The sequence below is a fragment of the Algoriella sp. genome (genome assembly GCF_036647415.1).
Taxonomy (GTDB): Bacteria; Bacteroidota; Bacteroidia; order Flavobacteriales; family Weeksellaceae; genus Empedobacter.
The window spans coordinates 1-13,546 of the sequence record NZ_JAVXKG010000054.1; the positions used below are offsets into that span (position 1 = coordinate 1).

The window sequence follows — 13,546 nt, forward strand, 5'->3', positions numbered from 1 at the left end:
AGAATTTTATCTTCTTAAACCTTATTCTAGATACAAAATTTTTACAGAATTTCACTCGAATTGACGGTTTAATTGCTAAAATTATTAAAATGCACAACGGGTTTATTAAACATATAAAAGCCTCGTTTCATTAGAAACGAGGCTTTTTGTTTTAAAATTGATATTTAACTTGAGTGATCTTATTTTACATATTTCACCATCTTATTTCTATAAACAACTCCTATACCAACTGCTGCAATAAATAAGATTATTATACTAGAATCAATAGGTGATGCTGGAGTAGGATCTCCTGATGGATCGTGTCCTCCTGGATCTGCAGAAGATGAAGTATTCGACTTGAAGAATAATATGTCATCTTCTCCTGTTTTTTGTCCCAAAACAACTTGTTGCGAACTAAAAACGAATACGACGAATAATATATATTGTGCAAATTTATTTTTCATAAAACTTATTTTATAATTACTTTTTTAGATATGTGCTGACCATTTTTCAATTCAACTAAAACAACTACTATTTTTGATTCTTTAAGAACTGAGAATGTTAAATTTTTATCATTTACTGAATTGATTGTTTTAATAATCTGTCCAGATAAATCGAACACTTTTACAGTTTCTATAGTATCATTCGCTTTTATATGAATTTGCTGATTAGTACTGTATATGATACTACCAGTATCAGTAGAATTTTCGTTAGTACCTAATGTTTTATTTTCATAAACAATTTCAAAACGATTTTTGAATTCACCTTTATCTCCAATAAACAGATAATCTTCTTTTGTTAAATCTGTTATTTTATTCAATTCGTTGTCTTTCAAATAAATTGATTGTCCTGTACTGAATAAACCACTTGTTTTGGCTAATTTGATGGTATAGTTCGCAGGAGAATTAAACTTTAAGCCAAGTTTCACTTGATCTTTAGAGTCAAATTGCGCTCCTCTTCCCTGAATTGACATATATTTATCTTGAATAGTAGAATAAATACCTGAAAATTCTTCCATTGGTGCTGCATCAAAATCATTGTCATAATCTAATGTAGAGCCTTCTTTGTAACCGATTAATGTAGAATTCATCACATTAGAATCATTTACTAAAGACAACCAAAATTTATCATCTTCTACATTGTTTTTATAACTTATCGTTTGTGGTGATACTACACGCATCGCGTTAGTAAATTGAATTGGGGATGCGTTTGTTACTTGTGCAATAAACCCTTGTCCTACACCTATTACATTATTTGTAATCGCAGGATCATTCCATCCCATTCCTTTTGTATTCACAATCCAGTTGTTTCCATTATAAATTCCATTTATAATAGGATTACTATGCGTCCAAACAAAGATTTTCGTAACATGTTGATTTGAATCGAAGAACTTATTCAGGTCAATTGGTGATGGATATGGATTACCTACCGCATTATTCCCAAAATTATTTTTAGTTCCTAGTTTACTTACAGTTCCATTATTTGGTACACCTGTAAATGTTCCTTCAAAAACTTTTGCAGCACCTTCACCATAATTATTAAATGTATTTGGCGAACGGAATGCAACATATTCTGCTGGAGTAAATGTACTTGTAGGCGTAATATCATTCACCCAATTATTAGTTAGTTCCTCAAAATGATAGAAACGACTTTGTAAAGTTCCTGGTGATAATTGGAAAATATTTTGTCCCAATACTGGCGATGACCAATCCATTGTTTCTAATCTGTAAATTGGTTTCGAATTGCGTTTAAAACTAATATTTCCAGTATTTGAAACATTACTTATTTGTACTAAATAAGCTCCATCTTCAAAAACAATGTTATGATTACCTTGGTTAATAACTCCGTTTGTAATGGTATAAACAATACCTGTAGGAACTGTAACATTCGTTTCAAAACTTAGCGTATTAGCTGTAATATTTTGGTTGTATTGCTGTCTTAGAATAGCGTCTTTTGTGTTATCTGGACTACCATTACTCCACTCATTATTTTCCCAAATCGTAGAATAATCTTGATAAGTCATTGTAAAATCATTACCTGTTCCACTTTTATAGGATACTTTAAACTTTTTACCATTAATCGTATAAAAAGATCCTTCTAGATAATTGTTAAATGTTCCAATTATAGGAGTAGTATTTTTGATAAATGTAAATTGATTACCTAATACTGGAGAATAATTAGTTGACGTTACTACTAAATTCCCCATCAAACTTGATCCATTTGTATTAATCACATCGCTTATACCATTATTAATTCGTGTATAGAAATTTGAAGATGGTGAAAAACTTAACATTCCATTTATATTCAAAATTCCTGTTGTATTTCCTCCTACTATTAGATTACCTTGTACTGTTACATTTCCTTTTATTGTTCCTTGAGCTTCTAATGTTGCACCAGATGAAACGTTAATATTTCCAGCTAAATTATTAGTCGTTGAAAAACTTCCTGCATTTACAGAAGTGCTACCTGAATACGAATTATTACCAGATAACTTTAGATTTCCTGTTCCATTTTTAGTCACTGAACCAAAACCTGTTAAAACACTTTTTATCTCTAATATTCCAGTACTATTAACTAAAAAAGTAGTATTAGTTGCATTAGCAATTGAAATTTCAGCACCAGAAAGTGTAATATTTCCTGAAGAAACTGAAATATTAAGAGATTCATTTATGGCTAAATTACCCGCTAATATAATTTCTCCATTTATACTATTACTAAAAACAATCGTTTGAGTTCCTGTTAAATCAGCTGCTGCTATAGCTATGGCTTCAGAAAAACTAACTCCATTAGATAAGTTTATGATAGATGTATCAATAATTGTATTAACATAAATTAAATCTGAATTAACCGCTACAACTGCATTTGCGGTAGCAAAACCATCGTTCAACGTAAATTGAATACTTGCATCACCAGCTGGTTCATCATTTCTATATGAAATACCTTTTACAACTTCGTTTACCAAATTTGTAGTTGCAATAGTTCCCGAACTTGTGAAATTAATTTCTAAAACACCGTTTTCAATTGTAAATGTTGCAAAAGTACCACCGTGAGCTTGTATACTATTCTCTCTTATAGTAAAAGAGGAATTATTAAACCAAAACGAATCATTCGTAATTGCTGTACCTGTTCTTTGTACTTTAAGAGTTGCTCCTTTCCAATTTCCTTGTCCATTATTCAACGCTTCAAAATCTGCATCTTTTACATTGACATTACCTCCTGAATCTAAATTAACATAATTTCCTACACCAGGCCATGCGACTGCATCTCCATTAAGATTAGTAAATGTTGGAGCAACATTATTTAACGTTAATTTTACCAAACTTCCTCCTAATGTTCCGTCATCTCCATCTAAATAATAACCTGTATTATTTGTAAACACAACTCCATACGGATAAATAAAATCGGATGATTTAGCTAATGTTGTCGTTCCATTAACAGAAACACTTGTAGATGTTGTGCTACCTTTTGGATATTTATTGATTTTATAATCAGAGTTTGATCCATTTCCTTCTAATGTATACACATTATCATTCTCGTCAATTGATACTGCTGTTGCATAAGAATTACTAGATAATACAGATGAATTAGAACTTTTTATTTTTGTAATTCCTCCCTTTTTGGCATTTGATCCATCTACACTAAATGGTTCGTTATAATAAAATTCTCCATCAGAATTTATTGCTAAATTAGTTGGATACGATAATCCTACATCAGAATCAATCTTATTATAAACATCTGTTCCAACAGAATTTGCTGTAGTAATATTACTGTATTTTACAATTTTATATTTTTTAGCCGTCGAATCGTATTGTAAAGCATACAAATTGTCGCTTTTATCAATCGTTAATCCTGTATAATAATTATTTGCAGTTTGAAAATCACTCGCTGTATAAGTAGTCCCAGAAACTGTTAATTTAATAATCTTACTTATATCTTTGTCAAAACTAGTCGATACATATACATTACCTGAAGATGAAACTGCTAATCCCCAAGGATAAGTAATTCCATCTCTTGTTAAACCTGTATATATTACCGTTCCTGTAGTAGCACCGCTAGCATATTTATAAACAGAAGCAGTGGTTGCTGAAGTTGCTTTTATAGTATATATATTTCCTGAATTATCTTTTGTTAACGCAGAAAATGGTCCACCAGAAGTTAGAATAGTTTTTGTATAAGTTTGCGCATTCGCAACAACTAAACTAAAAAATAGTAAAAGTATGATGGATTTTATTTGAAAAAAGGAAGTAAACAATTTTTTCATAATGACGAAATTTTATTTGTTTATATTGAAAAATATGGATTAAGATAACCACTAACGGTTTCTTCAAAAACAGAAGATGTATCAAATCCTATTGCTGTAGATTGCGCTACAATTGTTTGATTAATCTTCTGATGATCTGTTTTTATTTTGTGAATATCAATAACTGGATAAATTTGTTCTGTGAATCCTTGTATATCAACCCGCCCTCGTGGACCTTCTAATTTGGACGTATTCATTTTTTGAATTGCTGTTTTACAATCACCTTTCATAATGTCTTGATGAGCTAAACCGAACATCAAACCCAATTCGTAACCAAGCATACTGAACACAGAAGCTGGTTGATGATGCATTTGTTCAAATTGTTTAACAAACTTGACGTTTTGAACAGATTGATTTGTACTTCGCCAACTTGAGGCTGAATAGAAATCTAAATTGAGTTGCTGAACATCTTGTAAAATATCATCATAGCCCATATTCTCTACTGTTATGAGTGGAATGTGATCATAAAATTTACTATTTCGCCACTGGTTGTAAAACTGCGTACCTAAATTTCCATTAAAAATAGCATGAACAAATTGTGGCTCATCGCGTTCTATTGCTTCAAAAAAAGGTGTAAGATTTAACTGATCCTTTGTCGCATATTCTTCTGTTAAAACCATTTGATGCAAAATTTCAGAACCACTACTACCAGCACCTTGTAAAAAAGCAGAATGTAAATTAAAACCTGCTTCATACAAGGGTAAAACCACTTGTCCATCAGAGCCAAATTCGTTTACAGCCCATTGCCCTAAAGCATATTGGCTTTGCCAATAATTCATAGACAAACAACCAACATTACGCCCAAAACCAGATGTAGGATGTACTATTTCTCCAAAATCTATAAACAAACCCAATTTATTGTAATTCTCAAGTAACGGACTTATTTCTGTTAAGGCTTTTATATTTACCATACCCGTTACGATATCTACACCTTCAAAAAATAGAAGTTTCTGCACCGCCTCTTGTACCAACTTGTGCTGCCCCTGCCCAATATAAGTAGGTATTATTTCGATATCTTTTTGTTGTAAACCAAACAAATTCACCGCTGTGTACAAACCCGCTGTAATATGCATCCCATAATAAGGATATACAGCAGAAAATGGCATTAGAAAACCTATTTTTAGTTTTTTGTTCATTGCATTAGTTTCTTGATGGATAAATTCCTTCTAAACAAATAATGTAGCTAACTCCTAAATAAGGTTGCTTTATACTAAAAGCTGAGTTATTACCTGTATTTACAGTAGATGATGCACTTGTAACTCCCGCTAAATCTCCATTATTAGTATCAGTAGAACTATAAGTTACATAAGGTTTCAGTTTTGTTGCATTTGGCCCCGAACCTATTTGTGCCCCTTCTGCCAAAGCTTTACCTCGTGGATCAGAAGAATCTCCTACTTTATTGCTTACTTTAACATTGGTGGTAGGAGTTATTGGATGTATATGTGCTGGAAGATTAGTTGTTAATAAAGTTGTATTTTCTGTTCCTCCAACTTCACCTAAAACAATATTGCTTAAACCTGGGCCTGAACCCGTACCAACAGGTACACGACCTCTAAGATCTGGTAAACCAAATGTTGATACTCCATTTCCACCATAAGTTGTCCCTAATATGGAAAATAAAGCTTGATTTTGATTTATTGGTAATATTTGTCCATAGCACATTGCCCATCCTCTTGGTGCAAAATTTCCTGCAAATATTTTTATACTTCCTATAAATTCTTCCATAATTTATTTTTTTTGATATTAATTTTTATACGAGTTGTTTTGGTAATTGATGAGAAAGTCGAAGTGGAAATGCCGAAAATGTATGTGTAAAACTAGTTTGATAATGACCAATAGTGTTTACATTTTTTTGTCCATGAATTAACATGACCTGTCGTTGTTCTGCATTTTTTAGAATCAGGTTTCCTCCTTTTTGATTTGGTATTTCAGAAGTCCAAAACAGATCAATGTTTTTACTTTTTGCTAAAACACTTCTAACTGTTTTTTTCTGAAAACCATTTGAAATCAAGCAAATAATCGATTTACAGTTTTGTTCATTTTTTAGTTGATGCGCTAATTGATTTATCTTAATCAAATCCCTACTTACTCTAAAGCCTGAAGAAATTGCAAGTATTGCTGTTTTTGTTCCATCAATCGTAACAATTTGAAACTTTTTGATTGTTTTATCCAATATTGGATTTTCAAAATAGAGATGACTGTTAAGTAAAGTAAATTCAGCTAAATTGGTTAATTCAATTAATTGCTTTTCATTAAGATTCAATTCATTTTTACCTAAAGCGACAGCTTGGTAGCCAGCGTTGTTCATCTTTTTAACTTCGTTAGAAAAATTAGTAGATGTTGAAATAAAGTTACCCGAATCAAGTTTGACTGAGGATATATTTTTTATTGAAGATAAAACAGATAAATCTCCTTTTAAATTACCTGTAAAAAAGAAATTTACATTGGATAAATCAAGATTCAAATTAAAACGACTGTAAGAAGAAAAGACTTCTGCAAATTGTTTTTGATCGACCATGAATAGACTTCCAAGTAAACCACATTTTTTTATAAAATGTCGACGATCCTCCATATATTATTAATATTAGATTTTTATTATTAAAATTATGCAGGTAGTAGTATAACAAAATAACGACATTATAATTGTTGTAAATTATTTTGAGGGGTGGACATTGTATGGACAAATAAAAAAGAGATAAAATAGAATAATTAAAAATGAAATTAAAAATCTAAAAAACAATTATTTAAGCTTTAAAATATAAGAAAATTTTTGATGTTATATTTTAATAAAAACAAATTAATATATAGTCTGTTAAATAAAAAAATCATCTATTTTAAGTCATATTAATTATTACAATTAACGATATTAATCTATTACACATTTTGATGATTTTATCAATTAAACCATCAGTTCGAGTAAAATTCTATTCTCGATACAATTTTTATTCACGCTGTTTCTAAAAACCAGTCGAATTGACGAATTTTTAATCAAAATGCACAACGAATTATATGAATTAAATAAGGTTAACAAAATTTAAATATTGGACAAATCTTGGTACATCAGAATGATTAGGCGTTGCTGCATGCGGTATTGTTTCTTTCCATAAAATTAAATCACCTTTTTTTCCTTTCAAAGGAGTAACATCTCTATTTTTTAATAGACTTTCTAAAATAGATTGTGCATTTTGAGCATCTACATTAAAAGCTGTAAACTCTTTATTGAATCCTTTTATCAATGAAAAAGCTCCACCATCTGCATCTACATCATTCAAATAAATTAATCCTTGAATATTAGTAAATTCTTCTTTTGTAAAATCAATATCCCAATGCAGGGAACTTCCTCTAAATGAATACGATTTTGAAACTGGAGGATTAAACCCTAATGGTGCGATTTCAGAAATAATCTCATTTGATTGATACAAATCTTCGTATATCATTTTTATCAATTCATGATTTCTTAATGTAGAAGATTCTTTGTAATCAAATTTATTAACCATAATACCCTGCAAATCAATATTGTTTAATTCGTCATAAGACATCGTATCATTAATATTAAGAAGATTGCATATATAGGTTACAACTTTGTCACATTCATTTTCATCAATTAAACCTGATAATTGAATATAACCATTTTCTTCCCAAAAATTATATTGTTCGTCGGTAATAATCTTGTTAAAATACTTCGAATCAACTTCTTTATTGTCTACTAAATTATTGTAAGTTTTTATTTTATGAACTAATTCTAATTTTCCGTTTTGTTGTAAAAGCCAATCAAAAATAAGCGTTGTATTCTCCGAAAATTGATAAACGACTTCATAAAACTCAAGTAATCCCAATGAAAAAACATTCATCAAATAATGTTTCTTTTTAGATAACACTTTCATGTTTTCCTCAGAGCTAGTATTATTTAATATAAACTTAATTAATTGATCTAATTCTATTAAAAAACTATCAAATAACTTCTTAGTATTCAATTCATTAACAATATAATCGCATAATAATTCACTTGATTTAACTATTCCGAGTTTAGCTGTATCAATTACTAAATCTGCTTCGATCGGAATATCAAAAGGATCTGAAATTCCTGTAAAATGATTTATTTTATTAGGATTATCATCAGGTAACATCGCCTTTTTATAAAGTCCTTTTGTATCACGTTGAATTAGTGTATCTAAATCTGAATTAATATAAATAAGGTGCGCATTGTAGATTTCCTTTAGTTTTTTTCTTGCTTCATTATACGGATTTATCGCTGCAATAAGCACAACTTCATTCTCATCTGCCAACGAATCTGCATGTTTGCCCAAACGGTTTATATTCTCAATTCTATCAGCTTTTGAAAATCCTAAATCTGCACATAAATGTTGTCGGTAAACATCTCCATCTACAATAGCTATACGTATATTATTTTCTTTAAAATATCCTTCTACTGCGTTTGATAAAGTTGTTTTACCAGCTCCCGACAATCCCGTTAATTGTATAACTAAGCCTTTTTTATTCATACATTTCTAATTTTAGATAGTGTTGTAAACAGCTCGTATGTGGAAAATCAGTCCAATCTGGATTCTCTTCGGAAAAAGATTGATTCGGAAATTTACTATGATAATTTGTTCTTTTTACCATTGATTCTAAATCAATTAATTGATTATTAATTAATGTATTAAACGTGTAAATCATTTTTTCTGGAGAATTTTTATAATCAAACACAACATCTAATGAGTTTTTAAATGCAAGAATTAAAGCAATTTTTTGATAAAAAATTTCGAGTACATCAGCCGTATACAAATCAAAATTCTCAAAATGCTCTTGTTTTACGATTACATTTGTACTCGTTGTAGGCAAATAGCCAGGAATCATGTGAATTCCTCTTCTTTTTTGATGCGATTGTATGACTGCTTTTGGTTCGCGAATTAAAAAATAAAAAGGTGTATTTGGAAACCATTTTCGTAATTGCTCGTAATTGTTGAGATGCCAACTGTCTAATTTCACAAAAAATAGATTCTCTTCATGTCTTTTTTGTCCCAAAATTTTCAACGTTTCTTTGAACAATAATTCAATTTCTTCTTCAGATTTGTGCAAAGAATTTTGTAATATTTCGTCGAGTATAGGAGCTTCTGCTACTACAATATTAGTAGAAACTGCTGATAAACACTGCGAAAGCAATGTAGAACCACAACGAGATACATGAAAAATAAATGCATTTATAGGAATATTTTCTACTTGTTGAGAAATTGTTTTTATTAAACCTAAATCGCTTGTTGGCAGAAATTTAGATCGGTTTGCCATATTAATTTTACAACTCGAAATTGTTTCGTCAAAAAAGGTTCATCAAATCTTTTATTCTCAATATCTAACCAATAAACACGTTCTTTTTCATCTATTTTGGTAATCTTATAAGGAATCCAATTATACATTTTGCTGAGCTTTCAGATTTTCAATTAAAGCTAATGAAGTTGGTGTATTCATGCGTTTTAATTCTTCTATCATTTGATTTAATGTTGAATCATCATACATTTTATTTTCAGAAAATTGAAAACCATTCGCAATAAACCATTCATCTGTTTCATTATCACGAATACCATCAATCACCAAATGAACTCTAACATGTTTACTCCTATTAATAATTTCATGTGTTTTTGAAAAATCTAGATACCAACATTCTCCTTCTTTCAATTTTATTAATTCATTTTCTAAATAAAACAAAACTTCAGCATTTGTAACAATAGGAATATGAATACGATATAAACCTTCTTCGTAACTACAACCAATATCTTTATGCGGATGTATGTGGCTATTTGGGTACAACGCCATATAACGAATCGTTTCCTTTTTACCTGGAATAGAATCAATAATTTGTTTCGTATAAGGTAACTCATTCAATAATTCTGTATCTATAAAATCAGATTCACCAAATGTCAAAATATCACTAGAATTTCCAGATTTAGACCGAAGTGCAATACAATTCCATTCTCCACTATAATCTTTCTGATTAAAATGAGCTATCCATTTATTATCCAAACAACTTGTTAATTCAGTTTTTAGAATAGTAGTGTTATAGTTACTCGAAAATCTAATGTATCGACTCATAATAAAACGTAGTTTTATATAAAGTTAACCTACTTTTATCTAAATATCTTTATTTGAACAGGGACAAAAGGGGTGGACAAACACTTAATAAGTATTTAACTTATGAATTAAAAAGTATAGAAAATAGTATTGTATTAAAATGATTAACAATAATTTAAACTTTATAAATTCAGAAAATAAATACGCTTTATAAAACTACCAATCCATACTTTCTTGATGTTGTGAAATATCAAGACCTTCTTCTTCAGCTTTATCACTTACGCGCAGATGAATCATTTTATCTGTCATATAAAAAAGAACAATCGCACCAAAAAAAGTAAAAATTGAAACCAATAATAGAGCAATCATGTGATGACCAAAAACATCAAAACCTCCATGTAGTAGACTAGCTTTTTCACCATGTGCAAAGATAGCTGTCAAAATCATACCCATAATTCCTCCTACTCCGTGACATGCGAAAACATCTAATGTATCATCAATACGCTTTAAGACTTTCCAATGCATCATTGTATTAGAAACAATAGCCGTTATAAATCCAAAAAATATACTTTCCGGAATCGATACAAAACCACAAGCTGGTGTTATAGCGACTAATCCTACAACAGCTCCTATACAAGCTCCCATTGCAGAAACGGGACGACCATTAAGTCGGTCAAAGAAAATCCAAGTCATCATACCAGCTGCAGAGGCTATAGTTGTTGTTCCGAATGCTAAAGCTGCCGTAGAATTTGCACTTAATGCCGACCCTGCATTAAAACCAAACCATCCGAACCAAAGCATTCCTGTTCCTAATAATACAAATGGAATATTAGCAGGTTTATGATCTCTATTTTTACGTTTCCCAATAACTAACGCACCAGCTAATGCCGCAAAACCTGCACTCATGTGAACAACAGTTCCTCCCGCGAAATCTTTTACTCCAAAATATTTGTTCAATAATCCATCAGGATGCCAAACCATGTGACAAAGAGGTGAATAAATAATTAAACTAAACAAAACCATGAACAACAAATACGATATAAAACGTACTCGTTCTGCGAATGAACCTGTAACCAAAGCTGGTGTAATAACTGCAAATTTCATCTGAAAAAGTGCAAATAAAATAAACGGAATTGTAGAAGCCATTTGTTTATGCGGGAATGCTCCTACATGATTAAAAAATGGATAAGATAATGGATTACCGATAATACCGTAATGTATTCCATTTATCGTAAAACCAATTGATTCACCAAAAGAAAGTGAAAAACCTACAACAACCCATAAAATAGAAATAACACCCAATGCAATAAAACTTTGTAACATCGTAGAGATTATATTACGATTTCCGACCATTCCTCCATAAAAAAAGGATAAGCCAGGAGTCATAAGCAATACCAAACCTGCTGCTGCCAAAATCCAAGCGACATCAGAATTTACAATATTATCTACACTAAGAAATTGCCCAGTATTTGGAATATCTATCACTGGTTTCCAAAATAATCCTGTAACTGCGACAATCGCTATAATTGCAAAAGCAACTTTCCATTTTAATCCGACTTTCATACGATTTATAATTTAACCCTTATTAAAATTAAATTATATTCACAAAAAATCATAATTAATCACACTTACCCTATCAAAATACAGGGTAAAAATATCAATTTATAATTTTAACCTCGTATATATTTATCAAATTCATAAAAAAAGATCCCAAATTTGGAATCTTTTTATCAAATTGATTTTATGAAAATCGTTTATCTATTACAAAAATAATTTCAGTCCTACATTTACTCCGAAAGTATTGTCTGAGCTCTGAATATTATCTTTTTCCTTATACTTAACTTGATTATACGACAAGCCTAAATCTAAAGCTATTGATGATGTCATAAAGTATGAAACACCTCCTTTTGCCTTCCAAATAAAGGCATTATTTTTAAATTTATTCACATCATCATTTTGATAGTCTTTGGATGTTGAATTCATAAATCCAGCACCACCACTTAGATATGGATAAAACTTAGAATCGTTTGCAAAATAATATGAAACCAAAGGCATCATAGAAATTGAATTACCTTTTGTCTTTCCTTTGTTAGGCATTAAGTTTCCATCAAAATCAGTATAGTACGAAGAAAATTTAGTCACGCTATTTCTGTAAGAAACATCTACACCTACCGCAAAATTATTGATTACAAAATATTCTCCAGAAACATTGATGTTAAACTGATTCGTCTTATTTGTAAATTCTTCTCCGTTACTGTATTCATATTTAAACTCATTCGAGTTAAATCCTACTGTAGATGATGCACCAACTACCCAATCTCCTTTTTTAGTCTGAGCAAAAGATAATACCGAAAATGCTAGAGTAATAATTAATAAGAGTTTTTTCATTTATTTGATTGTTGTTTTATTATTTGAAAACAAATATAACAAAACAATAATGTGTAAAAGTTATAACATTGTTAAACTAATTAAGCAATTTCTCAAAAGCTTTTCGCGCTCCTCCTCTAAAAAAAACTTCACCACAATACGTATAATCAAGTTTTTCAAAAACACGTAACATACCAATATTATCAAAATTCGTATCAACTTTTATGCTTTTTATATCTTTTGACAAAGCAACTTTTTCAGCCTCCAACATTGTCCAAGTTCCTAAACCTTTTATTACAACATCTTGCGCAACTGCCAATCTATGCACAACAACATATTTACCAGAACTTAACCACTTACCTTCTAGCTCTAAATAAGCAGGCTCAACTTCATCTATAATTGCAACATAACCTATTATTTGTTGTTCATTTTCTACAATTACATAACCATAATTATTCCCAATATCATCAATCACAACGTCCAAATTTGGATAGCCATCTTGCCACTGATCACTTCCTTCCTCTTTTCTTTTATTGATTGCTTGTTGTAAAATCTCCCAAATTCTATCTGTATCAGCGTTATTCGCTTTTCGTAATGATAATTGACTCAACATTTTTATATTTTCTAATAAGTAAGACAATATAAAATAATTGTTTAACATTCTTAGAATAAATTTCAAAATCAAGTTTAATAAATCAACTATTAAGATTATTCTATAAAAGAAAAAGGCAATGAGAAATATTAATATTTCACAATAATACAAAAGCTAGGTATTTGTTTAACTTCCTATTTCGTAATTCGTAATTTATTTTTGGGCGTTTCCTCGCTTATAAA

General features: G+C 30.1%; 11 protein-coding genes. All 11 read right to left on the reverse strand.

Going from position 1 to position 13,546, the window contains the following annotated elements; genetic code table 11:
* Positions 1-179: 179 nt before the first annotated feature.
* The gene (locus tag RSC72_RS15135; RefSeq protein ID WP_332545633.1) at positions 180-443 is read right to left on the reverse strand and encodes a hypothetical protein; all 264 of its coding nucleotides are present in this window, start codon (positions 441-443) and stop codon (positions 180-182) included.
* A gap of 5 nt (positions 444-448) precedes the next feature.
* Positions 449-4,240 carry an autotransporter-associated beta strand repeat-containing protein gene (locus RSC72_RS15140; protein ID WP_332545631.1) on the reverse strand — a complete coding sequence of 1,264 codons (3,792 nt, stop codon included), beginning with the start codon at positions 4,238-4,240 and terminating at the stop codon, positions 449-451.
* A gap of 20 nt (positions 4,241-4,260) precedes the next feature.
* Complete coding sequence (locus RSC72_RS15145; RefSeq protein WP_332545630.1) at positions 4,261-5,415, reverse strand: ABC transporter substrate-binding protein; 1,155 nt, start codon at positions 5,413-5,415, stop codon at positions 4,261-4,263.
* A gap of 4 nt (positions 5,416-5,419) precedes the next feature.
* On the reverse strand, positions 5,420-6,004 hold the full coding sequence (locus RSC72_RS15150; RefSeq protein WP_332545628.1) for a phage tail protein: 585 nt from the start codon (positions 6,002-6,004) through the stop codon (positions 5,420-5,422).
* A 25-nt stretch (positions 6,005-6,029) separates the two neighbouring features.
* Positions 6,030-6,851 carry a hypothetical protein gene (locus tag RSC72_RS15155; RefSeq protein ID WP_332578638.1) on the reverse strand — a complete coding sequence of 274 codons (822 nt, stop codon included), beginning with the start codon at positions 6,849-6,851 and terminating at the stop codon, positions 6,030-6,032.
* Positions 6,852-7,293: 442 nt separating this feature from the next.
* The gene (gene cysC / locus RSC72_RS15160) at positions 7,294-8,781 is read right to left on the reverse strand and encodes an adenylyl-sulfate kinase (RefSeq protein WP_332578639.1); all 1,488 of its coding nucleotides are present in this window, start codon (positions 8,779-8,781) and stop codon (positions 7,294-7,296) included.
* Complete coding sequence (locus RSC72_RS15165; RefSeq protein ID WP_332578640.1) at positions 8,774-9,565, reverse strand: hypothetical protein; 792 nt, start codon at positions 9,563-9,565, stop codon at positions 8,774-8,776. The genes cysC and RSC72_RS15165 overlap by 8 nt, the downstream gene beginning before the upstream one ends.
* A 120-nt stretch (positions 9,566-9,685) precedes the next feature.
* Positions 9,686-10,366 (reverse strand): aspartyl/asparaginyl beta-hydroxylase domain-containing protein, encoded by a 681-nt coding sequence (locus tag RSC72_RS15170; RefSeq protein ID WP_332546906.1) that lies wholly within the window; start codon positions 10,364-10,366, stop codon positions 9,686-9,688.
* Between the two features lie 195 nt (positions 10,367-10,561).
* Complete coding sequence (locus RSC72_RS15175; protein WP_332546908.1) at positions 10,562-11,908, reverse strand: ammonium transporter; 1,347 nt, start codon at positions 11,906-11,908, stop codon at positions 10,562-10,564.
* Positions 11,909-12,106: 198 nt separating this feature from the next.
* Positions 12,107-12,733 carry an outer membrane beta-barrel protein gene (locus RSC72_RS15180; protein ID WP_332546909.1) on the reverse strand — a complete coding sequence of 209 codons (627 nt, stop codon included), beginning with the start codon at positions 12,731-12,733 and terminating at the stop codon, positions 12,107-12,109.
* A 76-nt stretch (positions 12,734-12,809) separates the two neighbouring features.
* Positions 12,810-13,325 carry a GNAT family N-acetyltransferase gene (locus RSC72_RS15185; protein ID WP_332546912.1) on the reverse strand — a complete coding sequence of 172 codons (516 nt, stop codon included), beginning with the start codon at positions 13,323-13,325 and terminating at the stop codon, positions 12,810-12,812.
* Positions 13,326-13,546: the final 221 nt, after the last annotated feature.

Coding starts and splice junctions, on each gene's coding strand:
- RSC72_RS15135 (WP_332545633.1), bottom strand. CDS start 443: ATGAAAAATAAATTTGCACAATATATATTATTCGTCGTATTCGTTTTT.
- RSC72_RS15140 (WP_332545631.1), bottom strand. CDS start 4,240: ATGAAAAAATTGTTTACTTCCTTTTTTCAAATAAAATCCATCATACTT.
- RSC72_RS15145 (WP_332545630.1), bottom strand. CDS start 5,415: ATGAACAAAAAACTAAAAATAGGTTTTCTAATGCCATTTTCTGCTGTA.
- RSC72_RS15150 (WP_332545628.1), bottom strand. CDS start 6,004: ATGGAAGAATTTATAGGAAGTATAAAAATATTTGCAGGAAATTTTGCA.
- RSC72_RS15155 (WP_332578638.1), bottom strand. CDS start 6,851: ATGGAGGATCGTCGACATTTTATAAAAAAATGTGGTTTACTTGGAAGT.
- cysC (WP_332578639.1), bottom strand. CDS start 8,781: ATGAATAAAAAAGGCTTAGTTATACAATTAACGGGATTGTCGGGAGCT.
- RSC72_RS15165 (WP_332578640.1), bottom strand. CDS start 9,565: ATGGCAAACCGATCTAAATTTCTGCCAACAAGCGATTTAGGTTTAATA.
- RSC72_RS15170 (WP_332546906.1), bottom strand. CDS start 10,366: ATGAGTCGATACATTAGATTTTCGAGTAACTATAACACTACTATTCTA.
- RSC72_RS15175 (WP_332546908.1), bottom strand. CDS start 11,908: ATGAAAGTCGGATTAAAATGGAAAGTTGCTTTTGCAATTATAGCGATT.
- RSC72_RS15180 (WP_332546909.1), bottom strand. CDS start 12,733: ATGAAAAAACTCTTATTAATTATTACTCTAGCATTTTCGGTATTATCT.
- RSC72_RS15185 (WP_332546912.1), bottom strand. CDS start 13,325: ATGTTGAGTCAATTATCATTACGAAAAGCGAATAACGCTGATACAGAT.